General features: G+C 61.6%; 24 protein-coding genes. 10 read left to right on the top strand and 14 right to left on the bottom strand.

Annotation, left to right across the window (positions count from 1 at the left end):
- Positions 1–9: 9 nt before the first annotated feature.
- Both CAK78_RS03170 and dinB read right to left on the bottom strand, forming a co-directional pair.
- The gene (locus CAK78_RS03170) at positions 10–2,151 is read right to left on the bottom strand and encodes a methyl-accepting chemotaxis protein (RefSeq protein ID WP_094696341.1); all 2,142 of its coding nucleotides are present in this window, start codon (positions 2,149–2,151) and stop codon (positions 10–12) included.
- Between the two features lie 68 nt (positions 2,152–2,219).
- Positions 2,220–3,272: a DNA polymerase IV gene (gene dinB / locus CAK78_RS03175; RefSeq protein ID WP_094696342.1), complete on the bottom strand. Its 1,053-nt coding sequence runs from the start codon at positions 3,270–3,272 to the stop codon at positions 2,220–2,222.
- A gap of 130 nt (positions 3,273–3,402) precedes the next feature.
- On the opposite strand from dinB, the gene CAK78_RS03180 reads away from it, so the two are divergent.
- Positions 3,403–3,624 (top strand): hypothetical protein, encoded by a 222-nt coding sequence (locus tag CAK78_RS03180; protein ID WP_017781866.1) that lies wholly within the window; start codon positions 3,403–3,405, stop codon positions 3,622–3,624.
- A gap of 80 nt (positions 3,625–3,704) precedes the next feature.
- On the opposite strand, the gene nqrM is transcribed toward CAK78_RS03180, so the two are convergent.
- From nqrM to CAK78_RS03225, 9 genes are all read right to left on the bottom strand, one after another.
- Positions 3,705–3,929, bottom strand: a complete 225-nt coding sequence (gene nqrM, locus CAK78_RS03185) for a (Na+)-NQR maturation NqrM (RefSeq protein ID WP_005303529.1) — start codon at positions 3,927–3,929, stop codon at positions 3,705–3,707.
- Between the two features lie 11 nt (positions 3,930–3,940).
- The gene (locus CAK78_RS03190) at positions 3,941–4,981 is read right to left on the bottom strand and encodes an FAD:protein FMN transferase (protein ID WP_094696343.1); all 1,041 of its coding nucleotides are present in this window, start codon (positions 4,979–4,981) and stop codon (positions 3,941–3,943) included.
- Between the two features lie 3 nt (positions 4,982–4,984).
- Positions 4,985–6,208 carry an NADH:ubiquinone reductase (Na(+)-transporting) subunit F gene (gene nqrF / locus CAK78_RS03195; protein ID WP_005303535.1) on the bottom strand — a complete coding sequence of 408 codons (1,224 nt, stop codon included), beginning with the start codon at positions 6,206–6,208 and terminating at the stop codon, positions 4,985–4,987.
- A gap of 17 nt (positions 6,209–6,225) precedes the next feature.
- Positions 6,226–6,822, bottom strand: a complete 597-nt coding sequence (nqrE, locus tag CAK78_RS03200) for an NADH:ubiquinone reductase (Na(+)-transporting) subunit E (RefSeq protein WP_017764094.1) — start codon at positions 6,820–6,822, stop codon at positions 6,226–6,228.
- Between the two features lie 3 nt (positions 6,823–6,825).
- On the bottom strand, positions 6,826–7,458 hold the full coding sequence (locus CAK78_RS03205) for an NADH:ubiquinone reductase (Na(+)-transporting) subunit D (protein ID WP_005303545.1): 633 nt from the start codon (positions 7,456–7,458) through the stop codon (positions 6,826–6,828).
- The gene (locus CAK78_RS03210; RefSeq protein WP_005303548.1) at positions 7,451–8,239 is read right to left on the bottom strand and encodes a Na(+)-translocating NADH-quinone reductase subunit C; all 789 of its coding nucleotides are present in this window, start codon (positions 8,237–8,239) and stop codon (positions 7,451–7,453) included. The genes CAK78_RS03205 and CAK78_RS03210 overlap by 8 nt, the downstream gene beginning before the upstream one ends.
- Entirely contained in the window at positions 8,229–9,458 is a 1,230-nt protein-coding gene (locus tag CAK78_RS03215) for an NADH:ubiquinone reductase (Na(+)-transporting) subunit B (protein WP_005303550.1), read from the bottom strand. Before CAK78_RS03215 ends, CAK78_RS03210 begins: the two co-directional genes overlap by 11 nt.
- Before the next feature lie 3 nt (positions 9,459–9,461).
- Positions 9,462–10,805 (bottom strand): Na(+)-translocating NADH-quinone reductase subunit A, encoded by a 1,344-nt coding sequence (locus CAK78_RS03220; RefSeq protein WP_094696344.1) that lies wholly within the window; start codon positions 10,803–10,805, stop codon positions 9,462–9,464.
- A gap of 441 nt (positions 10,806–11,246) precedes the next feature.
- Positions 11,247–11,555, bottom strand: coding sequence for a BolA family protein (locus CAK78_RS03225; protein WP_005303561.1), 309 nt, complete (start codon positions 11,553–11,555; stop codon positions 11,247–11,249).
- Positions 11,556–11,747: 192 nt separating this feature from the next.
- Here CAK78_RS03225 and CAK78_RS03230 point away from each other — a divergent pair, with 192 nt between their 5' ends.
- The 6 genes from CAK78_RS03230 (at position 11,748) to CAK78_RS03255 (ending at position 16,970) form a co-directional block, all read left to right on the top strand.
- A complete protein-coding gene (locus tag CAK78_RS03230) occupies positions 11,748–12,890 on the top strand; it encodes a methyltransferase (RefSeq protein WP_094696345.1) in 1,143 nt (380 codons plus the stop codon).
- Positions 12,891–12,919: 29 nt separating this feature from the next.
- A complete protein-coding gene (locus CAK78_RS03235) occupies positions 12,920–13,492 on the top strand; it encodes a YajG family lipoprotein (protein ID WP_010634807.1) in 573 nt (190 codons plus the stop codon).
- 15 nt (positions 13,493–13,507) lie between these two features.
- Positions 13,508–14,059: a peptidylprolyl isomerase gene (locus CAK78_RS03240; RefSeq protein ID WP_005303575.1), complete on the top strand. Its 552-nt coding sequence runs from the start codon at positions 13,508–13,510 to the stop codon at positions 14,057–14,059.
- 116 nt (positions 14,060–14,175) lie between these two features.
- The gene (locus CAK78_RS03245) at positions 14,176–14,505 is read left to right on the top strand and encodes a hypothetical protein (RefSeq protein WP_094696346.1); all 330 of its coding nucleotides are present in this window, start codon (positions 14,176–14,178) and stop codon (positions 14,503–14,505) included.
- An 87-nt stretch (positions 14,506–14,592) separates the two neighbouring features.
- Positions 14,593–15,972, top strand: coding sequence for an AmpG family muropeptide MFS transporter (locus CAK78_RS03250; RefSeq protein WP_094696347.1), 1,380 nt, complete (start codon positions 14,593–14,595; stop codon positions 15,970–15,972).
- Between the two features lie 155 nt (positions 15,973–16,127).
- Positions 16,128–16,970, top strand: coding sequence for a nucleoside-specific channel-forming Tsx family protein (locus tag CAK78_RS03255; RefSeq protein ID WP_005303585.1), 843 nt, complete (start codon positions 16,128–16,130; stop codon positions 16,968–16,970).
- A 104-nt stretch (positions 16,971–17,074) separates the two neighbouring features.
- On the opposite strand, the gene CAK78_RS03260 is transcribed toward CAK78_RS03255, so the two are convergent.
- Positions 17,075–17,557 carry a YajQ family cyclic di-GMP-binding protein gene (locus CAK78_RS03260; RefSeq protein ID WP_005303589.1) on the bottom strand — a complete coding sequence of 161 codons (483 nt, stop codon included), beginning with the start codon at positions 17,555–17,557 and terminating at the stop codon, positions 17,075–17,077.
- Positions 17,558–17,914: 357 nt separating this feature from the next.
- Here CAK78_RS03260 and CAK78_RS03265 point away from each other — a divergent pair, with 357 nt between their 5' ends.
- Positions 17,915–18,862: a ketopantoate reductase family protein gene (locus tag CAK78_RS03265; protein ID WP_042009230.1), complete on the top strand. Its 948-nt coding sequence runs from the start codon at positions 17,915–17,917 to the stop codon at positions 18,860–18,862.
- Positions 18,863–18,894: 32 nt separating this feature from the next.
- Entirely contained in the window at positions 18,895–19,470 is a 576-nt protein-coding gene (locus tag CAK78_RS03270; RefSeq protein WP_094696348.1) for a DJ-1 family glyoxalase III, read from the top strand.
- 98 nt (positions 19,471–19,568) lie between these two features.
- On the opposite strand, the gene alsS is transcribed toward CAK78_RS03270, so the two are convergent.
- Entirely contained in the window at positions 19,569–21,239 is a 1,671-nt protein-coding gene (alsS, locus tag CAK78_RS03275; protein ID WP_094696349.1) for an acetolactate synthase AlsS, read from the bottom strand.
- 27 nt (positions 21,240–21,266) lie between these two features.
- Positions 21,267–22,046 (bottom strand): acetolactate decarboxylase, encoded by a 780-nt coding sequence (gene budA / locus CAK78_RS03280; protein ID WP_094696350.1) that lies wholly within the window; start codon positions 22,044–22,046, stop codon positions 21,267–21,269.
- A 109-nt stretch (positions 22,047–22,155) separates the two neighbouring features.
- On the opposite strand from budA, the gene CAK78_RS03285 reads away from it, so the two are divergent.
- Entirely contained in the window at positions 22,156–23,040 is an 885-nt protein-coding gene (locus CAK78_RS03285) for a LysR family transcriptional regulator (protein WP_094696351.1), read from the top strand.
- Positions 23,041–23,117: the final 77 nt, after the last annotated feature.

Below are 23,117 nucleotides of genomic sequence, written 5' to 3' on the forward strand. Positions count from 1 at the left end.
CAGGTATCCCTATACCTTGAACTGCCCCACCAGTTGCTGCTGCTTGTCGGCCAGCGCCGACAGCTCGCGACCAGTTTCGGCGGAGCTGGCCGCCTCGGCCCGGATGGTGTGGCTCACATCGCGAATGTTGCTGACGTTGCGATTGATCTCGTCCGCCACCCCGCTCTGCTCCTGCGCCGCCCTCGCGATCTGCTCGTTCATCTGATGAATGGTGCCGACCGCGTGGATGATCTGCTCCAGCACGCTGACCGACAGATCCACCTTGGTCAGCGTCAGATCCGCCTGACCGTGGCCGGTCATGATCGCCTTCACCACCGCCTCGGTGCCGGATTGCAGCTGGCCGATGAGGGTCTGGATCTCGACGATGGCGTTTTGGGTGCGGCCCGCCAGATTGCGCACCTCATCCGCCACCACCGCAAAACCGCGCCCCTGCTCGCCGGCCCGCGCCGCCTCGATGGCGGCGTTGAGCGCCAGCAGGTTGGTCTGCTCGGCGATCCCCTGGATCACTACCAGGATGTCGTTGATGTTCTCGCTGTTGGCCGACAGCCGCTCCACCACCGGCTTGGCATCGCTGATGACCGCCATCAGCTTGCGCATCGCCTCCTGGGTGTCGGCCACCACGTACTTGCCCTCCTGCGCCGCCGTGTCGGCCTGGTTGGCCGCGGCCACCGCCGAGTTGGCGTTGCTGGCCACCTGCAGGGCAGTGGCGCTCAGCTCTTCGAACGCAGTCGCCACCAGGTCCACTTCCTGATACTGGGCCTGCATGCCGGCACTGGTGCGCTCGGCGACGCTGGCCGCCTGTTCGGCGCTGGCACGAGTGCCGGCAACGGTATCGATGACCTGGCTGATAGTGCTCTGCAGCTTGTTCAAGAAGCTGTTGAACCACTTGGCCAGCTCGCCTATCTCGTCGTCACGACGCAGCTCGATGCGCTGGGTGAGATCCCCCTCGCCGCTGGCAATGTCCTTGAGTCGCGCCACCACGGCGCGGATGGGGGCCACTATCTGGTGGGCCATCAGCCAGATGCAGAGCAGCGCCACCGCCGAGATGAGGCCGCCGATGAGCAGCTGGGTCATCACGCTGCGGCTGGCCTGGCCGGAGAGATCGTCCTGCAGCTGGAGGGCCGAGGCGAGCACCACGCTGCGCGGCAGCTCGATGTAGATGCCCCATTTCTGTTCGGTACCGCGCATCTTGACCGGCACGAAGGTTTGCAGCAGGTTGCCGTCCGGACTCCAGCGACTGGCCACCTGCCCCTGCCCCAGCCAGCCCTGCAAGGCAGCCGTCAGGGTCTGATACTGCTGACCGAGCGGACTGCCCAGGGTGACGTCAAAGCCGTCCACCCCGGCGACACGGCCCTGACTGCTCACCAGCAGCACCTTGCCCTGCCCCTCATAGAGCTCCTGATCCATCTCCTTGACCAGACTCTGCAGCGCGGTCAACGAGATATCGACCCCGACCATGCCGAGCAGCTTGTCTTGCTCCAGCAGAGGCACGGTCACCGAGGTCATCAATACCTTTTGCGACCCCACATCGTCCAGATAAGGCTCCAGCAGGCAGAGAGCCTTGCTGCGAATGCTGCAGCGATACCACTCGTTCTCCACCCCGCCGGCCGCGGTCGGGCTCTCGTCCGCCAGCACGGATTCGTCCTGCACTTCGGGTTCAATCTTGCCGTCGACCCGCGCCCAGTAGGTGGAGAAACGCCCCTGATCGTTGGAGCCCAGCGCGCTGGAGCCGTGGTAGTTGCTGTCTTCACCGTCGAGCTGGTCCGGCTCGAACACCGCATAGACGCCGAGCAGGTGATCGGAGGAGGCTGCCGCGTCGTGCAACTGCTGGTTGACGGCGGTACGCAGTGATTCGGAGGAGCCGAAATTGTCGGCCGCGTTCTTGCGCTGGAACAGGATCCCCTGGCCCAGCAGGGTTGCCCGGAAGTAGGCCTCGTCCAGATAACTGGTCACCTTGGCCGCCTGCTCCGAGCCCATCGCCTTCATCCAGTTTTCGGCCGCACTCTGGGCTTCCGCCGTGGTAGAAGTCAGCACCTGATCCTGCATGTTGGCAGCACTGAAGAGAGAAGAGGCCACCAGGGCACCGGCACTGGCCAACAAACAACAACCGGCGATCAGGGTGATCCGCCCCTGAACAGAAAGAGAACTCATGCCACCATTTCCTAGCTTCATACTGATGTGATCAGTGTATCGGTTTTAGAAACAAAAACTTAACCTTATCACGCTAAATCCAGGGCAAGTTGGTTCACTTCGCCGGCCGCGGGCAGGCCGACCACCAATCCCAGTAGCCGAATGGGTTTGCCCTGTGCCCGCAGCAAACCTTCGTGCAACAGATCGTGAAACCGCTCCGGCTGGTAACCCCCGCGCCGGTAGACGGTGGTCTGCTGGAAATCGGCAAACTTGAGCTTGATCCCCTGCCCCATCAGCTGCTCCTTGCCGTGGCTGGCCGAAAATCGCTGCTCCAGCTCGGGAATGAGCCTGCTCAGCACCTGCCAGCAAGCGGCCTCATCCAGCACGTCGCTGGCCAGCGTGGTCTCCCCCCCTATGGTCTTGCGCACCCGCTGGGCCTGCACCGGCTGCTCGTCGTGGCCCCAGATCCGCCCGGCCAGCATCTCCCCGAGCTTGCCGAACCGGGCTATCAGCTCCTCGTTGCCGAGCTGGCGGGCATCCTCGCAGGAGTAAAGGCCGAGCGACTCCAGCCGATCCGCGGTCTTGCGACCGATGCCAGGCAGCTTGCCGAGGGGCAGCTGGCGCACGAACTCATCCACCTCCTGCGGGCGGATCACGAACAGGCCGTCCGGCTTGCGCTGCTCGGAAGCGAGCTTGGCCAGAAACTTGTTCGGCGCCACCCCGGCCGAGGCGGTCAGCCCCAGTTCGGCGTTGATCGCAACGCGGATCTCGCGGGCCATCAGGGTGGCACTGCCGCCACAGCAGGGGCTCATCGTCACGTCGAGATAGGCCTCGTCGAGGGAGAGCGGCTCTACCTGCTCGGTGTAGCGCAGAAAGATGGCCCGCAGCTGGCGGGAGACCTCCTTGTAAACCGCCATCCGGCCGGGAATGAGCACCAGCGGCGGGCAGAGCTTGCGTGCCAGGGCGCTCGGCATGGCGGAGCGCACCCCGAAGCGGCGCGCCACATAGTTGCAGGTCGAGATGACACCGCGCCTGTCCGCCGAGCCGCCGATGGCCAGCGGTACCTCCCGCAGGGCCGGGTTGTCCCGCATCTCTACCGCGGCATAGAAGCAGTCCATGTCGATGTGAATGATCTTGCGCATACCACTGTACGAATAAACAGGTGACCTGCCTATGCTAACCCAGCCCTGCCATTTCTGCCATCGGCATGCAATGACCGGCAGATATAGACTCTTAAGGCACCATTTATAACCCATTGCAAAGGAGGATGAGATGAAGGGAGTCTGGAGTGGATGGGCCCTGGGGCTCTGCCTGCTGCTGCCGCAGCAGAGCAACGGCAAGGACAATCCGACCGCCGAGTGCAGCTGGTTGCACGAGCGCATCGAGGCGCTGGAGAAGGCCATCAAACAGGGGGACGAGCTGGGTACGCAGGAGGAGCTGGCACGGTGGCGGGCCGAATTCAACAAGAAGGAGTGCCAGCGCTACGACTACTGAGCGCTCGCCATAAAAAAACGGGCCGACCCAAGGGTCAGCCCGTTTTGCTTTCGACATGGGTGCTAGTGCCCCCTGCCCGCTCAGATGATCCGGTTCTCGGCCAGCATCTTGCGACGGGCCTCTTCCTTGGCCATCTTCTTCTTGCGGTTGTCGCAGGGTTCCGGGCAATCACACTCTTTTTCGATACCTATGCTGCCAAGTCCGCCACAGGAGCCGGAGATGGTCTTCTTCTGGAAGATGTAGCCGATGGCCATGGCCACCACCACCACCAGAAACACCCCGAAGGTGATCAAAAAAATCTGCATGTTACCACCCCTTATTTTCTAACCAGATACTGTTTGAAGGCATCGGAGTAAGACTCCTCAAAACCCTCATCCGTCTTGGTGATCACGAAAATGGCCAGCCCCCGCTCCTTGGCGTAGGCCAGGCTCTTCTCGGGTCCGAGCACCATGAACACGGTCGCCAGCCCGTCTGCGGTCATGCAGGAGGGGTGGATCACGGTCACCGACACCATCCGGTGCTGAATAGGCTTGCCGGTCATGGGATCGATGGTGTGAGAGAAGCGCTTGCCGTCCAGCTCGTAATAGTTGCGGTACTCGCCCGAGGTAGCCACCCCGTTGTCACCCGCCACTATCACCTCCTGCACCGAGCCGGCGTTGACAGTCGGCTTCTCGATGGCGACGCGCCAGGGGTGACCCTTGCCGTTGACGCCATTAATCCGCAATTCGCCGCCGATCTCCACCAGATAGTTGCGCGAGCCCAGGGACTCCAGATACTCGGCCACCTTGTCGACACCAAAGCCCTTGGCGATGGCGGAAAGATCCACGTAGAGATCCGGGATGTCTTTTTGCAGGGTATCGGCATCGACGGAGGTGATCACGTGCAGATTGCCGAGCCCGGTCTTCTGGCGGGTCTGGGTGATCAGCTCGTCAGACGGCGTCTTGGTCGGGCGCGCGTCGGGCCCGAAGCCCCACAGATTGACCAAGGGGCCGACGGTGACGTCCAGCGCCCCGCGGCTCTCACGGCCAATGTGAATGGCCTCGGTTACCACCCGCGCGGTATCGCGGGAGACCACCACGGGCGTCGAGCTGCGGTGCTGGTTGAAGCGCGACAGCTCGGAGTCCGGCCGGTAGGTCGACATCTGATCGTTCACCCGCTCCAGCAGTACATCGACCTCGGCCTGGAACTTGGCGGGATCGGTGATGACGTTGTCCGCCACCTTGATGGAGTAGTAGGTACCCATGGTGCTGCCGGTGATGTGAATTTCCGGCTTCGATTGGACCGTTTGTTCCTGACCGCACCCAGTCAAGAAAAAGGCTAGCCCGAAGGCTAGCCAGGTCTTTACAACACTGTGCATTGATTAACCACCAAAGTCATCCAGCAGGATGTTCTCGTCTTCAACGCCAAGGTTTTTCAGCATGTTGATGACGGCAGCGTTCATCACGGGAGGACCGCACATGTAGAACTCGCAATCTTCCGGCGCCTCGTGGTTCTTGAGATAGTTCTCGAACAGCACGTTGTGGATGAAGCCGGTGTAGCCGTCCCAGTTGTCTTCCGGTTGCGGATCAGACAAGGCCACGTGCCACTGGAAGTTGTCGTTCTCGGCCTGCAGCATGTCGAAGTCTTCGACATAGAACATCTCGCGCTTGGAACGGGCACCGTACCAGAAGCTCATCTTGCGCTTGGTCTTCAGACGGCGCAGCTGATCGAAGATGTGGGAACGCATCGGCGCCATACCGGCACCACCACCGATGAACACCATTTCCGCGTCGGTGTCCTTGGCGAAGAACTCGCCGAACGGACCGGAGATGGTCACCTTGTCGCCCGCCTTCAGGCTGAAGATGTAGGAGGACATCTGGCCGGGAGGGGCAGTCCAGTTGCTGGGCGGCGGGGTCGCAATCCGCACGTTCAGCATGATGATGCCGAACTCTTCCGGATAGTTGGCCATGGAGTAGGCACGGATGATCGGCTCGTTGACCTTGGACTCCAGCTCGAAGATCTTGAAGCGATCCCAGTCACCGCGATATTCGGTAGGAATATCGAAGTTCTTGTACTGCACGTGGTGGGCAGGCGCTTCGATCTGGATATAACCACCGGCGCGGAACGGCACGCTCTCGCCATCGGGGATCTGCAGCTTGAGCTCCTTGATGAAGGTGGCCTTGTTGTCATTGGATATGACGGTACATTCCCACTTCTTCACGCCGAAGATCTCTTCCGGCAGCTCGATGTCCATGTCGGAACGGACGGTGACCTGACAGGCCAGACGCTCGCCATGACGGGCTTCGCCCTTGCTGATGTGATCCAGCTCGGTCGGCAGGATGTCGCCGCCGCCGGATTTCACCCGTACCTTGCACTGACCACAGGAGCCACCGCCGCCGCAGGCGGAGGAGACGAAGATACCGCTGCCGGCCAGCACGCCGAGCAGCTTGCCACCCGCCGGGCTGGTCACAGCCTTGGCCGGGTCGCCGTTGATGCTGATTGTCACGTCACCGGCGGTCACCAGCTTGGATTTGGCGAACAGAATGACTGCCACCAAGGCCAGCAGGATCACGGTGAACATGACCACACCCAGAATAATTTCCATCTATATTTCCTTTCCGATTACAGGGAAATACCAGAGAAGGACATGAAGCCCAGCGCCATCAGACCCGCGGTGATGAAGGTGATGCCGAGGCCGCGCAGGCCTTCCGGAACATCGGAGTACTTCATCTTCTCGCGGATCCCCGCCATCGCCACGATGGCAAGCATCCAGCCGGCTCCAGAACCCACTCCATACACCACGGACTCAACGAAGTTGTAGTCACGCTGCACCATGAAGGAGACGCCACCGAAGATGGCGCAGTTCACTGTGATGAGTGGCAGGAAGATACCGAGCGCGTTGTAGAGGGCCGGGAAGTACTTGTCCAGCGCCATCTCCAGGATCTGCACCAGGGCCGCGATCACCCCGATGAAGGTGATGAAGCTCAGGAAGCTGAGATCCAGACCGGACACCAGGGCACCGTCTTTGAGCACGTAGTTGTAGATCAGGTTGTTGGCCGGCACGGCCACGGTCTGAACCACGATAACGGCGACACCCAGGCCCATGGCGGTCTTGACCTTCTTGGACACCGCCAGGAAGGTACACATCCCCAGGAAGAAGGAGAGCGCCAGGTTCTCGATGAAGATCGAGCGAATCAACAGACTGATATAGTGTTCCATATCTTAATCCTTCGCCTCCACCTGCTTGGGATCCTTGGTGCGTACGCCCCAGATGATCAGACCAATGATGAAGAACGCACTCGGCGGCAGCAGCAGCAGGCCGTTCGGCACATACCAGCCACCATTGTTCACCAGCGGCAGCAGTTCGATGCCGAACCAGGTGCCGGAGCCCAGGATTTCACGCACGGTGGCCACGGTCAGCAGCACGGCGCCATAACCCAGACCGTTGCCGATACCATCCAGGAAGGAGGGCAGCGGGGCACTCTTCATGGCGTAGGCTTCGGCACGGCCCATCACGATACAGTTGGTGATGATGAGGCCGACGAACACCGACAGCTGCTTGGAGATGTCGTAGGCATACGCCTTGAGCACCTGGTCAACCACGATAACCAGCGAGGCAATCACCGCCATCTGGGCGATGATCCGCACGCTGTTCGGGATCTGGTTGCGGATCAGGGAGATGAACAGGTTGGAGAAGGCGGTGACCGCGGTAACGGCCAGCGTCATCACGAACGCAGTCTTCATCTGGCTGGTAACGGCCAGCGCGGAACAGACACCCAGCACCTGCAGTGCGATGGGGTTGTTGCCGAGCACAGGCGTCAACAGCAACTTTTTCATTTCGCTCTTGTCAGCCATTGTTGATTTCTCCTGCACGAACCTTGGCCAGGAAAGGACCGAAGCCCTTGGGACCCATCCAGAAGTCAAAGGTATGCTGAACGCCGTTACCGGTCAGGGTTGCGCCGGACAGGCCGTCGATCTCATGCTCGGAACCAGCCGGAGCATGACCCTTGATCACCCGCAGCGCAGGCTGACCGTTCTGGTCGAACAGCTTCTTGCCGACGAACAGCTCGCGCCAGGCCGGATTTTCGACTTCGCCACCCAGACCCGGGGTTTCACCGTGGTCGTAGTAGGTGATGCCCTTGATGGTCTGGCCATCGGCCGCGACCGCTACGAACGCATACATGGTAGACCACAGACCCTGGCCGTAGATCGGCAGAATGATGTTGTCGACCTTGCCTTCGGCATCTTTGGCGAAGAACACCGGGACCAGCTTGGAGATCTGACGCAGACCGGCCTTGTCGTCGGCCGGAGCCAGGCGAATGTTCTGGGCAGGATCCTTGGCGGCGACCTTGGTGTCGAAGTTGTCGGCATCGCCGTCAACGAATTCACCGGTGGCCAGATCCACCAGACGCGCTTCAATCTTGTCGCCATACAGCTTGGCCAGGTCACGCTTGGCCACTGCGCTGATGTCGACGCCGGCGACGGACAGGATGTTGCTTTGCTTGTCCAGCGCCTTGTTTTCCAGCTGGGCCGGACGCAGACCCACGGCGGCCACGGAGACCACGATGGAGCAGACCAGACACAGACCGGTCACTACGGCAAGCGTGCCGGTAGTAGAGTCTTTATTAAACGCCACGAGCGATCCTCCGCTTGATGTTCGCCTGTGCCACGAAATGGTCAAACAAGGGGGCAAACAGGTTGGCAAACAGAATGGCCAGCATCATGCCTTCCGGGAAGGCGGGGTTCACGACCCGGATCAGCACCACCATCACGCCGATCAGGGCGCCGTACCACCACTTGCCCTTGTTGGTAAAGGCAGCGGAGACGGGGTCGGTCGCCATGAAGGCCATACCGAAGGCGAAACCACCCAGCACCAGGTGCCAGTGCCACGGCATGTTGAACATGGGGTTGGTGTCGGAACCGATGACGTTGAACAGCAGGGAGGTCGCTACCATGCCGATCATCACGCCGGCGATGATGCGCCAGGAGGCGATGCGCATGTAGACGATCATGGCCGCACCCAGCAGGATCATCAGGGTGGAGACTTCACCGATGGAACCGGGCAGGTTGCCAAGGAATGCGTCCATCCAGCTGATGCTCTGGCCGGTGGCACCGTTGATCAGCGCCATCTGGCCGCCCTGGGCCCACTGGCTCAGCGCGGTTGCGCCCGAGTAGCCGTCGACGGCAACCCAGACCGCATCACCGGAGATTTGACCCGGGTAGGCGAAGAACAGGAAGGCACGACCCGCCAGCGCCGGGTTCAGGAAGTTCTTGCCGGTACCACCGAACACTTCCTTGGCCAGCACCACACCGAAGGTGATACCCAGGGCAGCTTGCCACAGGGGCAGCTCGGGCGGCACGATCAGCGCGAACAGGATGGAGGTCACGAAGAAGCCTTCGTTGATCTCGTGCTTGCGCACCATGGCGAACAGCACTTCCCAGAAACCACCGACGATGAAGACGGTGATGTAGATCGGGAAGAAGTGGGCCGCACCGATCAGCATCTTGCTGCCGACGCCGGCCACCGCCGGATCCAGGGAGGCACCCAGCAGGGTAGCCAGGGCATATTGCCAGCTGCCGGCTCCGGCGGCCGTGCCCAGATGGGCGATGGCGGCGATGGACTGGTTGCCAACGTTGTACATGCCCCAGAACATGGCCGGGAACACGGCCAGCCACACCATGATCATCATCCGCTTCAGATCGATCGCATCACGGACGTGGGCGGCATTGCGGGTCACGGAACCCGGGGTATAAAACAGGGTGTACGCCGCTTCGAACAGGGCATAGTACTTGGCGTACTTGCCACCCGGCTCGAAGTGATGTTCCATATTTTCAAGAAGTTGCTTGAAACTCATCGCTTAACCTTCCAGTTCAATCTTGGTCAGGCACTCACGCAAGATCGGGCCGTACTCGGTCTTGCCGGGGCAGACGAAGGTACAGAGCGCCAGATCTTCCTCATCCAGCTCCAGGCAGCCGAGCGCTTGCGCATTGTCGGTATCGCCGGAGACCAGATCCCGCAGCAGCAGGGTCGGCAGGATGTCGAGCGGCATCACGCGCTCATAGTTGCCGATAGGCACCATGGAGCGGTCACTACCGTTGGTGGTGGTAGTGAAGTTGATGAGCTTGCCCTTCACCAGGTGAGAGAGGGTGGTACGGGTGATGGAGAACTTGCTGGCGCTGGGATTGACCCAACCCAGGAACTCTTTCTCGCGACCTTCACCCAGTACGCTGACCTGATTGTGGTAGCGACCCAGGTAGTCATGGACCCCTTCAGCCTTGGCACCGCTCAGCAGGGAACCGGAAATGACGCGATTCTCGTCCGCACGCAGCTCGTTGTTGGTGAGCTGGCTGATGCAGGCACCCATGCGAGTACGCAGCAGACGCGGCTTGATGACGTTCGGGCCGGCCAGGGCGATCACCTTGTCGGTATGGATCTGACCGGTGGTGAACAGCTTGCCGTAGGCGATCACGTCCTGATAGTTGATGTGCCACTGCACTTTCTTGGCACCGACAGGGTCTAGGAAGTGGATGTGGGTACCGGGCAGGCCGGCAGGGTGCGGACCGACGAACACCTCTTCCTTGACTTGCGCCAGGGAAGCGTGCGGCAGGCTGCCTTCGCCCTTGCAGACATAGACGGAACCATCGGTCAGGCGGGTCAGCACGGCCAGACCGTCGAGGAACGCCTGTGACTGTTCCTTGATGATCAGCTCCGCGTCGGCGGCCAGCGGGTTGGTGTCCATGGCGGTGACGAAGATGGCGCGCGGGGTGGAACCCACGGCTGGCACCTTGCTGAACGGGCGGGTACGCAACGCAGTCCATTGGCCGGACGCGACCAGGATCTCCTGCACCTTGCTGCGTTCGAGCTTAGGCAGCTCGGCAGACGCAAAGTGCTCGAAGGTCACCTGCTCGTCGGACCCATCGATATCGATGACAACGGATTGCAGAATGCGCTTGGCACCACGGTTGATCTCTGAAACCACACCGGTGGCGGGGGCCGTGAATTTAACGCCGGGATTCTTCTTATCTTCGAAGAGCTCCTGACCTTTAATGACGCGATCACCTACTTTGACAAACATAGTAGGACGCATCCCCACGAACTCTTCGCCGAGTGTAGCAACACGGGTGATGGCCGGGCCATCGTAGATTACTTGCTCCGGAGCACCCAGCACGGGGATGTCCAGTCCTCTTTTAATTGTAATCATACTCACTTGCACTACCGTTAAGGGAAGACAGGTTGGTTAGCGCCGAGAAATACATCACGACGAGTTGTTGAATGAGCCCGTTGATGTTGCGGCAAGATGTCGAAGAAACAAACAAATCAGCAACATACAGAGTCATTCAAAAGCGCCTGAGTTTACCACCTATGGCAAGTTTCCTGCCATGCAAAATGGGGAAAATCCCCGCTCTATCACAAAATCATCGCAATTTAATCGCGTCGCTTTTTCTCGTGAAACCTCAGGCGCGGCCTCGAGTTAGCCATCATTACCTCAAAATGGGTAATAATTTTTATGTTCGAAAAAGGATTAGAAATCTTGATGGCGCGGTGGGAGGGCGACGTTCCCCTCATGGGTGAGAAACGTCGCCGAAACAGGTTTTGAAAATGTTAACTAGTCGAAGATTGAGTAATCAATTCGTCAATAGCCTTAAGAGAGCCCATTTTTGCTGACGCAGCTGGGGGTGCTCGGTGCCTGCTCCCGTTGTTGCCACTCCTGCTCGGTATAGGTATGCAGTGCCAGTGCATGAATGGCCCCCGCCAGCTCGTCGGCCAACACCGCATTGACCTGACGATGGCGCCCCAGCAGGCGCTGCCCTTCAAATGCCTGGCTCACCACCACCACCTTGAAGTGGCTCTCCGAGCCCGGCGCCACCCTGTGCATGTAGCTCTCGTTGATCACTTCCAGGTGGCTGGGGGACAAGGCGGCGGCCAGCTTGGCCTCGATCTGTTGTTGCATGGTCACGAGCAAAACTCCCAAAATGGATGTCCGGCCATTGTAGCCAGGGTTGGCCGGATGACGAAATCGGGCGGTGCGGGAAAATCCCGCTTGCAGCCCCGCCGGGCTGGTGAAATTCTCCGCCCCCGCTAGAATAGCGCCACTTTGCGCCCCGCCGGGGCCCGTTACATGACTCAGCTGGACAATTCGCCTATGCAAACCCTTCTCGACACGGCCCACTGTCGCCTGACCCTGTATCGCTATCCACGTCAGCAGCAGGATCCCTTGCAGGCCTGGGATGCCGCCGACGAGTACCTGATCAACACCCTGGCCGAGGAGCCCCTCGAGCGGGATGGCCCCGTCATCATCATGAACGACGGCTTCGGGGCGCTGGCCGCCAGTCTGCACCCTCATGCCCCTGTCTGCGTCACCGACTCCCACATCAGCGAGCGGGCCACCCTGGCCAACCTGGCGGATAACGGCCTGGATCCCGCGGCTATCCGCCTGCAGGATGCGCTGGCGCCCCTGCCCGATGCCCCCGCGCTGGTGGTGATCAAGGTCTCCAAGTATCAGGCGTTGCTGGAGCAGCAACTGCTGGCCCTGCGCGGGGTCGTTACCCCCGCCACCCGCGTCATCGCCGCTGGCAAGGCCAAGGATATCCACACCTCCACCCTGGCGCTGTTTGAGAAATACCTGGGGCCGACCCGCACCTCGCTGGCCTGGAAGAAGGCGCGCCTCATTCACTGCACTCCGGCCGCAGCGCCCGCCGAGCGCCCCGCGCTGGCCAACCCCTTCCCCACGGTCTGGCCGCTGGAGGGCACCGACATGCTCATCCACAACCACGCCAACGTGTTCTCGCGCACCAGCCTGGATATCGGTGCCCGCTTCATGCTGGACAATCTGCCCATCCACAGCGCCCGCAAGGTGATCGATCTGGGCTGCGGCAACGGCGTGCTGGGGCTCTCCCTGCTGGCACGCGACAGCGAGGTGGAGGTCACCTTCGTCGACGAGTCCCACATGGCGGTCGCCTCGGCCCGGCTCAACGTCGAGCACAATCTGCCGGCGGCCCTGCCCCGCGCCCACTTTATGGTCAACAACTGTCTCGACGGCGTGCCTGCCGGTTCGGCGGATCGGATCCTCTGCAACCCGCCGTTCCATCAGTTGCAGGCCATCACAGACCACATCGCCTGGCAGATGTTCAGCGACGCCCACCGGGTGTTGCCCAAAGGGGGGGAACTCTGGATAGTGGGCAACCGTCATCTGGACTATCACAACAAGCTCAAGCGCCTGTTCGCCAACGCACAAGTCGTTGCGTCGAACAGCAAATTCGTTATTTTGAAAGCCATCAAACGTTAAACGCCATCAAACGCGAAAGGAAACCCATGATGAAAAAGTCACTCTTGCTGCTGGCCGCCCTGATGCTGGGTGGTTGTGCGACTCACTGGCCGGAGAGCGCCCTGCTCAATCCGCAGGTGATCCCCTCCAACCAGCAGTACTACTCGGGCAACCGCATCACCCTGGAAGGGGTGGACAAGCGTGAAGCCGCCTACGTCTTCTCCATCAAGAAAAAAGAGAAGGCTGCGGTACTGGTCAACAGCAGCCAGCCCCTCAACAGCCTGCTGGCGGAGAAGCTCGCCGAAGGGCTGCGCAGCCAGGGCCTGGAAGTAGGCAACAGCGGCACCACCAACCTGACCCTGGCCATCTCCACTGCCGCAGTCACGGTGGAAGAGAAGACCTTCACCTATGTCACCAAGTCCCGCGTCAGCCTGCAGGTGATCGCCGACTTCCAGGGCAGCAAGCTGACCAAGCAGTTCAACATGTCCTCCAGCAAGGAAGGCCCGGGCGAGCCGAGCATGGCCGAGCTGGAGTCCACCCTGAACCAGCAGCTGGGCAGCGTACTGCAGCAGATCATGGCGGACACCGCCCTGCGCGGTTATCTCAAGGGTCAGCCGAGCTGAGCAAGGAGCGAATAAATGAAAAAACTCTGGTTACTGGCCATGCTGATCGCCCCGCTGGCGTTCGCCGGCCCCAAGGTCAGGATGGAGACCAACCACGGCAACATAGTGGTGGAGCTGGCCTCCAAGCAGGCGCCGCAGACGGTAAAGAACTTCCTGCGCTACGTGGCCGATGGCAGCTATGACGGCAGCATCTTCCACCGGGTGATCCAGGACTTCGTGGTGCAGGGGGGCGGCTACAACCAGCAGTTCCAGCAACTGCCCACCTTCGACCCCGTGGTCAACGAGTCCAAGGGCGGCCTGCCCAACAAGCGTGGCAGCATCGCCATGGCCCGCACCCAGGCGGTCGACAGCGCCACTCGCCAGTTCTACTTCAACCTGGTCGACAACAACAACCTCAACGCCAATGCCGGCGCCGGTTACACCGTGTTCGGCCAGGTGGTACAGGGCATGGAGGTGCTGGACAAGCTGGCCCAGGTGCAGACCGGTTACAGCCCTATCCTGCGTGCCAACGACGTGCCCACCAGCCCCATCATCCTGAAGAAGGTGGTCCTGCTGGCAGACAAATAACGCGGAGCGGATCACAATCCGCCATCCCCGCGGTCCGGGTCACCGGTACCTCTTTCTATACTCTGGCCTTGCCCCGATATGCGGGGCAAGGCCCACAAGAGGAGAAGGAGGTTCCGGTGATTTGCAACGACTACATCGCCCAGCACGCCATCCCGCTGGCCCAGACGGTTCGTCACTTTCTGGCACGAGAAATTCCCTATCAACAGCTGGAAGATCTGAGCTGGCAGCTGTTGTCCCGCTGGCAGGACCTGCCCCATGTCCCCACCGACAAGACACCGACCTCCGAGCAGGAGGGGGTATTCTGGCACCTGCTGCACAGCCTGCATCAATGGGATGAACAGCAGATCATCGCCGACGTCTGGTTGCGCCTGCAGCTGATGGAGTGCGCCAATTTCCTGACCTCGGACGGGCCGCTGCCGCGCCACTGCATCGGCCTGCGCCCCTGAATATAGTGCCCTCCCCTGCCCGGCTTGCCTTGGCTATCCAACCCGAACCTGACAAAATGGCGCAATTTTCCCAGAGGAGTCAGGTATTTGAACACTGTCCGTACACCGAGCTGGCGAGACTCGCTCGCCGTCTACCTTGAGACTCGGGTTCTCATCCTGTTTGCCATGGGGTTCTCTTCCGGCCTGCCGCTGCTGCTGGTGTTCGGCACACTGTCGTTCTGGCTGCGCGAAGCGGATGTCAGCCTGACCGACATCGGCTACATGAGCTGGGTTGCGCTGGCCTATGGTTTCAAGTGGTTGTGGTCACCGCTGGTGGATCGGCTGCCGCTGCCACTGCTCTCCCGCTGGCTGGGCCGGCGCCGCAGCTGGATGCTGTTCTCCCAGCTGCTGATCGCCGCCTCGCTGGTGGGCATGGCCTTCTGCGATCCCAAGACCCAGCTCGCCCAGCTGGCCCTGTTTGCCCTGCTGGTGGCCTTCGCCTCCGCCACCCAGGACATCGTCATCGATGCCTATCGCATCGAGTCGGCCCCCGAGCGGCTGCAGGCGGCCATGGCGGCCTCCTACATGACTGGTTACCGGCTGGCGATGATCATGGCCGGTGCCGGCGCACTGGCGCTGGCCGCCTGGCTCGGCAGCAACGACGGCTACGACTATCGCGGCTGGCAGCTCACCTACCTGCTGATGGCGGGGCTGATGTCCCTCGGCGTCATCACCACCCTGTTCTGCCACGAACCCGTCATCGATCTCGCCGCCCAGAATGAACAACAGGCGGCCCGCAAGACCCTGCTGCTCGCCCGTGGCTGGCCGGCGGGGCTGGCCGGTCTCGGCGCCTGGAGCTACGAGGCCATCTGGTGTCCGTTCGCCGACTTCTTTCGCCGTTACGGCGGCTCCGCCCTGCTGATCCTCGGACTCATCGCCTGCTATCGCATTTCGGACGTGGTGATGGGGGTGATGTCCAACAGCTTCTACGTGGACATGCAGTTCAGCAAGACCGAGGTGGCCACCATCACCAAGGTGTATGGGGTCATCATGACGCTGGTGGGGGCCGCCCTCGGCGGCGTGCTGGTGATGCGTTTTGGCACCCTGCGCATCCTGTTCCTCGGCGCCCTGCTCACCGCCAGCACCAATCTGCTGTTTGCCCTGCTCAACGAGGTGGGCCACAACCTCGAGCTGCTGACCCTGATCATCTCGCTGGACAACCTCAGCGCCGGCATAGCCACGGCCGCCTTCGTCACCTATCTGTCGAGCCTGACCAATGTGGCCTTCTCCGCCACCCAGTACGCCCTGTTCAGCTCTGTGATGCTGCTGCTGCCCAAGCTGCTGGCGGGCTTTTCCGGCCGCTTCGTCGAGCAGTTTGGCTACAGCAACTTCTTCATCAGCACCAGCCTGCTCGGCATTCCCGTGCTGATCCTGATCGTGTTGGTTGCCAAACGAGGAAGTTCCTTGTTACCGCAATCGGACAAATAGCAAGCGTTTGCGTAAAATTGGGGGTGATTAGATTCACACTTCCGAATAAAGTTCCCTGGTGCTGGTTTATCCGGTGAATTTATTTGGCTAGAATCCCTTCCGCTCCTTGTGGCAGGCTACGGAAAACCTCAACTAACGCACAAGAGACCAATAAAATGGCCAAATTTACCAAGACTCTGATCGGTGCCGGTCTGCTGGCTGCCGCCGCTACCCCGGCTTTCGCTGCTGACTACAGCGGTGACATCCACAAGAACGACTACAAGTGGATGCAGTTCAACGTCATGCACACCATCGACCAGCGTCCTTTCACTGCAGGTGCTGAAGATTACAACGACACCTACTTCGAAATGGAATTCGGCGGTCGCTCCGGCCTGTTTGACCTGTACGGTTACGTCGACGTCTTCGATATCTTCGACTCCCGTCACAGCGACAAGCACAAGGGTCAGAACCTGTTCATGAAGTTTGCGCCGCGTATGTCTCTGGATGCGCTGACTGGTAAAGATCTCTCCTTCGGTCCGGTGCAAGAGGTTTACATCGCCTCTCTGAACAACATCGGCGACAACCAGATGGAAAACATGATCGGTCTGGGTGCTGATGTACAAGTGCCTTGGTTCGGCAAAGTGGGCATGAACCTGTATGCTCGTCACGCCACCGAAAACCAGTTCTTCACCGAAGAAGAGGGTGAGTGGAACGGTTACTGGTTCGCCATGAACTGGTTCAAGCCTTTCTACACCTTCAGCAACGGCAGCTTCGTCTCCTATCAGGGTTACCTGGACTACGCCTTCGATCTGGACACCCACAACCGTGCTGACCGTACCAGCGACAACCTGGCTACCTTCCACGGTATCTACTGGCACTCCGATCGCTACGCCGTCGGTTACGGCCTGAAGTACTTCATGGATGCCTACGGCACCAAAGATGGCTCCACTGCCTACGACGGTACCCCGTGGAAGAGCTCTGGCTTCAGCCACTACTTCTCCGTTACCTACAAGTTCTAATCGAACGGGTATCAGGGATACAAAAAACCGGAGCAGCTGCTCCGGTTTTTTTATGGCTCGATGGCGGCAAATAAAGGGAGAGCCACGCCCTCCCCGGCCATCCATCAGTCGCGGAAATTCTGGAACTGCATCGGCTGGCCCAGCTCGGCGCCACGCACCAGGGCCATGGTCTCCTGCAGATCGTCGCGCTTCTTGCCGGTGACCCGCACCTCGTCGCCCTGGATGGCGGCCTGCACCTTGATCTTGGAATCCTTGATCAGCTTCACCAGCTTCTTGGCAACTTCCTTGTCGATCCCCTGCTTGAACTTCACGGTCAGGTGGAAGCGCTTGCCGGAGTGAACGCTGTCACCCACGTCCATGGAGCTGTTCTCGATGTTGCGCTTGAGCAGGGCACCGCGCAGGATCTCGACCATCTGCTTGAGCTGGAAATCGGCATCGGCCTCCAGTTTGACCTCTTCCTTGTTCAACTCGAAGCTGGCTTCAACACCACGAAAATCGAAACGGGTCGCCAGTTCACGATTGGCGTTGTCGACGGCGTTCAACACCTCGTTCATTTTGACTTCAGAGACAATATCGAATGACGGCATAGTGGGCTCCTCATGTTGCGCTATAAGGGGGCAAATCTACCAGAATTACGGCAAATTTGCTGATTTCGATGGGACTGCTCTGCTAGAATCCCCTGCGCACAGGAATGGCGAGACCCGTTAGAACCTGTTCAGTATCTGTCGCGAGAGGTCGTCCACAAGGTAAATCGCTGCGCAGGAGCCCGCTTGTATATGAATACATGGGCTTCCGGCTTCACATGCGCAAGCCTCGTATAAGCCTTGATCACGACCTCGCAGCAAGATCATGAACCCGTTCCAGGTGTCCGCCAGGCGACATCTTCACTTATCCCCGGCAGGTGGTTGACTGGAATGCAGCCCCTACCTTGATTGAGTCTCTCCATGCCAAGCGGATCACGCGATTACAACCTGACACACAGTCGACACACCCCCTCCCCCCAATGGACCCTGCTGGGCTGCGGCGCCCTGGGCGGTGTGTTTGCCTCCCTGTTGACTCAAAGCGGCCAGTCCACCCGCGTCTTGCTACGCGAGCGCCACCGCGCCACCCTGCACCCCGGCATCGACTTCACCTCGCTGGAGGGCAACACCCAGCTCATCAACATCGAGCGCGGCTTCGTCGACCAGCCGGGTCAGATCCAGCGGTTGCTGGTGATGACCAAGGCCGGCCAGGTCATCGAGGCGCTGACCCCGCTGGTGGGACAGCTGGCGACCGACGTGCCCATCGTGCTGCTGCACAACGGCATGGGGATCGCCGAGCAGGTGGTCGCGCTGTTCCCCCACAATCCGGTCATCGCCGGCGTCACCAGCCACGGCGCCATGCAGAGCGGCCACTTCGTGTTCCGCCACACCGGCAAGGGCGAAACCTGGCTCGGCCCGGTCAACGAGGCGGCCAGAGCCCACGCCGCCCTGGCGGACGAGCTGGCGGCCGCCCTCGGCCAGGCCGGCTGGGATGAGCAGATCCAGGCGCGCCAGTGGCAGAAGCTGGCGGTCAACTGTGCCATCAACCCGCTCACCGCGCTCTACAAGCTCAAGAATGGCGAGCTGGCCGGTCCGCGCTTTGCCGATGCCCTGCAGCAGATCTGCGTGGAAGTGGCGGACGTGATGCAGGCCGAAGGCCAGCCCACCGGCAGCGACGAGCTGCTGCGCCGGGTCATGACGGTGGTGGAGCTCACCGCCGACAATTACTCTTCCATGTATCAGGACATGGAGCAGGGACGCGAGACCGAGATCGAGGCCATCACCGGCTTCCTGCTGGCCCGGGCCGCCTGCCACGGCATCGCGGTGCCGGTCAATCAGGGTCTCTATCAGGCCATCAAAGAGAAGCAGTGAGCCCGAGGGCTCGCCAACGCAAGGAGCAGCGGATGAGCGTACTGGTACTGGTGGCCCCCGGGTCGGAAGAGATAGAGACGGTCGCCATCATCGATACCCTGGTGCGTGGGGCCATCGAGGTGGTGCTGGCCTCCTGCTGCCCGGCAGGGCAGCGCCAGATCAAGGCCTCCCGCGGGGTACAACTGGTGGCGGATTGCCACCTCGACGAGCTGGCTGACCAGGTGTTCGAGGCCATCGTCGTGCCGGGCGGCCTGCCCGGCAGCGAGGTTATCCGCGATACGCCGCGCGCCATCGCCCTGCTCAAGGCACAGGCGGCAGCGCAGCGCTGGCGGGCAGCCATCTGCGCCGCTCCCGCCGTAGTGCTGCTGCACCACGATCTGCTGGGGGCGGCCAGCGCCACCTGCCATCCCGGCTTTCAGGCTCGCCTGCCCGCAGCGCAACTCAGTCACGCGCGGGTGGTGACCGATGAGGCTCATCACCTCATCACCAGCCAGGGGCCGGGCACCGCCATCGAGTTCGCCCTCGAGCTGGTGCGGGTGCTGCGCGATGACGAGGCTGCTCGTGCGGTGGCCGGCCCCATGGTGTTGCCTCCCTCGCTCATGCCCTGAGTAAATCACCTTCATAATGACAAAGCGCCCCTTGCCGACTGACAAGGGGCGCTCTGCTTTGAGGCGAACTGCCAGCAGTCTGCCGGTTAAGCTCCGACTTAACTGAGCATTTCGGGTCTGAGCTGCTCCATCAGCAGGTGGTTGTCACTGTAATCCACCGGGATGGCCACCACCGCCGGCCCGCTCACCGCCATGGCGGCGCGCAAGGTGGGTCGCAGATCCTCGGCGCAGGTGACGGCAAACCCGGCCGCCCCGAACGACTCTGCATAGGCCTTGAAGTTGATGGGGCCAAAACTCACCCCTGAGCTGCGGCAGTACTTTTTCTCCTCCTGCATCGCCACCATGTTGTAGCCGTTATCGACCCAGATGATGTGCACTATGTTGGACTTGAGCCGCACCGCTGTCTCCAGCTCCATGCTCGACTGCATGAAGCTGCCATCGCCAGACACCGAGATGATCTTCTCCCCCGGGCGTACCATGGCCGCCCCTATGGCCCAGGGCAGCGCCACCCCCATGGTCTGCTGACCGTTGGAGATGAGCACCTGGCGGGCCCGGAAGCTGTAGAGGTAGCGGGCAATCCAGATGTGGAAGCTGCCCATGTCCACGCACAGGGTCATGTCCTGCCCTATGATGTCCTGCAGCTCCTTGACGATACGCAGCGGATGGATGGGGGTGCCCCCCAGCCGGCCGGCATGTTCGGCGAGCTGATGGCGCTGGGCGCGGATCTCGCCGAGCAGGGCAGTAATGGCCGGATCCCTCGCCAGCGGCTGTTGCAGCATCCGGGTCAGCCGCGCCAGGTTGGCGCTGATGGAGCCCACCAGCTCTACCGCCGGGCAGTAGCTGCTGTCGATCTCCGCCGGCAGCGCATCTATGTGCAGCAGCTGGCGCTCACCGGTGCCGTTCCACAGCACGGGATCGTATTCGATGGGGCTGTAGCCGATGCAGATCACCAGATCCGCATCCTGCAGCAGCTTGTCCCCCGGCTGGTTGTTGAACAGCCCCACCCGTCCGGCGAAGTCATCGAAATGGTGGGTATCCACCACTCCGGCCGCCTGATAGGTGCCGGTCACCGGCAACCGGCTCTTGTCGAGGAAGGCGCGCACCGCGAGGGAGTTCTCCGGCCGGCTGGCCAGCAGACCGAGCAATACCACCGGCTTGCGAGCCCGCGCCAGCAGGCTCAGCGCCCGCTCGATACCGCTCTCGTCGGCCGCCCCCGGTTCGGGGATGGCACTCGGCACCAGAATGGCGCCGTCGGTCGGCTCGTTGATGATGTCCATCGGCAGGCTGACGAAGGCCGCTCCGGGCCGCCCCAGCTCGGCGCTGCGAAAGGCGTTGGCCATCACTTCGGAGAGGGCGGATCCTGTGCCCACCTGGGCACTGAACTTGGTGACCGGCCGGCACAGGCTGACGGTATCCAGGCTCTGGTGGGTCAGCTTGAGGCCGTCAGCCCGCCGCACGGCACCGCCCAGCGCCACCATGGCATCCCCTTCCGAGGTGGCGGTGGCAAGGCCTGTGATGAGGTTGGCGCAACCCGGTCCCGAGGTCACCAGTGCCACCCCGGCTTTGCCAGTCAGCCGGCCGACGGCGGCGGCCATGAAGGCGGCATTCGCTTCGTGACGCACCACTATGGTTTCGATGGGGGAGTCTTCCAGCGCATCGAATACCCTGTCTATCTTGGCCCCGGGAATGCCGAATACCTGCTTGACCCCTTGCGCCTCCAGATGGCGCACCACCAGTTCGGCCCCACAGGCCCAGTGTTGATTTTCCATGATGTCACTCCTTGTTAAGCGAAGGGCTCAGCCTTCGGCGGCGCGGATGGCGCGGTCCAGATCGGCGGGATTGAGGTCGGCCTGCTGAAAGGCCGGATTACGGGGCAGCTCGATGTTGAGGTGTTGCACCACGGCCAGCTGCAGCTGGCCGTGGCCCATGGCGTAGTCGAGGATGTGGCCGCCGCCCCGGCGATCTTGCGTGATGAAGTGCTCGTGATAGCCGGCCACGTTGATCCCCTGCACGAAGGGCGGGCAACGAAAGCCGACCAGGGTGCCGCGCCGCTGGCTGAACGAGAACAGCGGCTGGGCCTCGATGGCCTCCAGCATGGGCTTGTAAGGGGGACTCTGACAGGGGACGGTGCGCACCTGCGCCTGCTCGAACAGGCCGTCGAGCCGAAAGGCGACGAAGACGTTGTCGGTACCCACCAACCGATCCACCCACTGATGGATCTCCTCGCGACTCAGGGGGTGATCGAAGCGGCGCTGCAGGCAGGGGCGAAAGTGGGTCATCACCGCAAACGGGGTCTTCTGCTCGGCGCGGGCCGGGCGGGCCGAGCCGTCAGCCTTGAGCTGGTGGATCTGTCGCTCGAAGGCAATCAGCTCGCCGTCGAGCCGGTTGAAGGTCCCGAGGCCGAAGTCACCGTGGCGCAGCAGGTCGGCCATGGTGGTCTCCCCCTCGTAAACTCCCGCCAGCAGGGCACTCATCAGGGAGCTCTGGTAGACCTCGCCGCCCCCCTGACGAGCCTGCCAGCGAGCAAACTGCTGGCTGATCTCGATGGCGCAGTCACATGACGAATTGGTTTCCATTTGGATTTCACCTCCAATCCTGTTAGGTTGGCAAATCAGGATTCAATAGTGACCAAGATCACAGTTTGATACCAATATCCAAACCCATCAGCTTCGAGACGTACCAGATATGGAATTCCGTTACCTGCGCTACCTGGTGGCCGTGGCAGACAAACAGAGCTTTACCCGCGCTGCCGAGGCGCTGGGCATGGCCCAGCCGCCGCTCAGCCAGCAGATCCGCAAATTCGAACAGGAGGTGGGCACGCCGCTGTTTCACCGGCTGACCCGCAGTGTGGAGCTGACCGAGGCGGGGCTGAGCCTCTATCAGGATGCCAAGGGGATACTGGCGCAGACCGAGCAGGCCATGCTGAAGGCCAGGCGCATCGCTCGCGGCCAGCTGGGTTCGCTGCGCCTCGGTTTTGCCGGCTCTACCGTGCTGCACCCGAGCGTGCTGCAACTCATCCACGACTTTCGCCAGGCCTGGCCGGAGGTCAGCCTGCACCCCATCGAGAACAGCATGCCCAATCTGGTGCGCGATCTGGTGAGCGAGGAGCTGGATGCCGCCATTCTGCGCCTGCCCTGCAGCAGCAGCTCGGCGCTGGCCCACCACCTGATCGATGAGGAGGAGATGCTGATCGCCCTGCCCCCGCATCATCCGCTGGCCGGCAGTGGCGCCATCCCTATCGAGGCGCTGGCACAGGATCCCTTCATCCTGTTTCCCCGCGAGCTCGGGCCCGGGCTGCACGACGCCATCACCCAGCGCTGCCAGCGGGCCGGCTTCAACCCCCGCCTCGGCAGCCAGAGCCCACAGGTGATCTCCACCGTCGGCATGGTGCAGGCCGGTTTCGGGGTCGCCATCATCCCGCGCTCGGTCAGCGAGCTGCACCCCCACGGCGTCAGCTATCACCCCATCGCTGCCGAGCCGCTCACCACCCGCATCAGCCTCGCCACCCGCCGACATCCCCGCCAAAAGAGCCTGCAACATCTGATTGGGCTGATCCCCGGCCATCATTGAAAGACAAACAAAAACCCCCATCGGCATAAGCTGATGGGGGCATTAGGCTGTGTTCTTAAAGTGATGAATATATAATC

This window comes from Aeromonas sp. A35_P, from assembly GCF_002259925.1.
Taxonomy (GTDB): domain Bacteria; phylum Pseudomonadota; class Gammaproteobacteria; order Enterobacterales; family Aeromonadaceae; genus Aeromonas; species Aeromonas dhakensis.

Coding starts and splice junctions, on each gene's coding strand:
- CAK78_RS03205 (WP_005303545.1), bottom strand. CDS start 7,458: ATGGCTGACAAGAGCGAAATGAAAAAGTTGCTGTTGACGCCTGTGCTC.
- dinB (WP_094696342.1), bottom strand. CDS start 3,272: ATGCGCAAGATCATTCACATCGACATGGACTGCTTCTATGCCGCGGTA.
- CAK78_RS03265 (WP_042009230.1), top strand. CDS start 17,915: ATGCCAAGCGGATCACGCGATTACAACCTGACACACAGTCGACACACC.
- nqrF (WP_005303535.1), bottom strand. CDS start 6,208: ATGGAAATTATTCTGGGTGTGGTCATGTTCACCGTGATCCTGCTGGCC.
- CAK78_RS03230 (WP_094696345.1), top strand. CDS start 11,748: ATGCAAACCCTTCTCGACACGGCCCACTGTCGCCTGACCCTGTATCGC.
- CAK78_RS03215 (WP_005303550.1), bottom strand. CDS start 9,458: ATGAGTTTCAAGCAACTTCTTGAAAATATGGAACATCACTTCGAGCCG.
- alsS (WP_094696349.1), bottom strand. CDS start 21,239: ATGGAAAATCAACACTGGGCCTGTGGGGCCGAACTGGTGGTGCGCCAT.
- CAK78_RS03220 (WP_094696344.1), bottom strand. CDS start 10,805: ATGATTACAATTAAAAGAGGACTGGACATCCCCGTGCTGGGTGCTCCG.
- budA (WP_094696350.1), bottom strand. CDS start 22,046: ATGGAAACCAATTCGTCATGTGACTGCGCCATCGAGATCAGCCAGCAG.
- CAK78_RS03270 (WP_094696348.1), top strand. CDS start 18,895: ATGAGCGTACTGGTACTGGTGGCCCCCGGGTCGGAAGAGATAGAGACG.
- CAK78_RS03190 (WP_094696343.1), bottom strand. CDS start 4,981: ATGCACAGTGTTGTAAAGACCTGGCTAGCCTTCGGGCTAGCCTTTTTC.
- CAK78_RS03180 (WP_017781866.1), top strand. CDS start 3,403: ATGAAGGGAGTCTGGAGTGGATGGGCCCTGGGGCTCTGCCTGCTGCTG.
- nqrM (WP_005303529.1), bottom strand. CDS start 3,929: ATGCAGATTTTTTTGATCACCTTCGGGGTGTTTCTGGTGGTGGTGGTG.
- CAK78_RS03260 (WP_005303589.1), bottom strand. CDS start 17,557: ATGCCGTCATTCGATATTGTCTCTGAAGTCAAAATGAACGAGGTGTTG.
- CAK78_RS03240 (WP_005303575.1), top strand. CDS start 13,508: ATGAAAAAACTCTGGTTACTGGCCATGCTGATCGCCCCGCTGGCGTTC.
- CAK78_RS03170 (WP_094696341.1), bottom strand. CDS start 2,151: ATGAGTTCTCTTTCTGTTCAGGGGCGGATCACCCTGATCGCCGGTTGT.
- CAK78_RS03235 (WP_010634807.1), top strand. CDS start 12,920: ATGAAAAAGTCACTCTTGCTGCTGGCCGCCCTGATGCTGGGTGGTTGT.
- CAK78_RS03285 (WP_094696351.1), top strand. CDS start 22,156: ATGGAATTCCGTTACCTGCGCTACCTGGTGGCCGTGGCAGACAAACAG.
- CAK78_RS03255 (WP_005303585.1), top strand. CDS start 16,128: ATGGCCAAATTTACCAAGACTCTGATCGGTGCCGGTCTGCTGGCTGCC.
- nqrE (WP_017764094.1), bottom strand. CDS start 6,822: ATGGAACACTATATCAGTCTGTTGATTCGCTCGATCTTCATCGAGAAC.
- CAK78_RS03225 (WP_005303561.1), bottom strand. CDS start 11,555: ATGCAACAACAGATCGAGGCCAAGCTGGCCGCCGCCTTGTCCCCCAGC.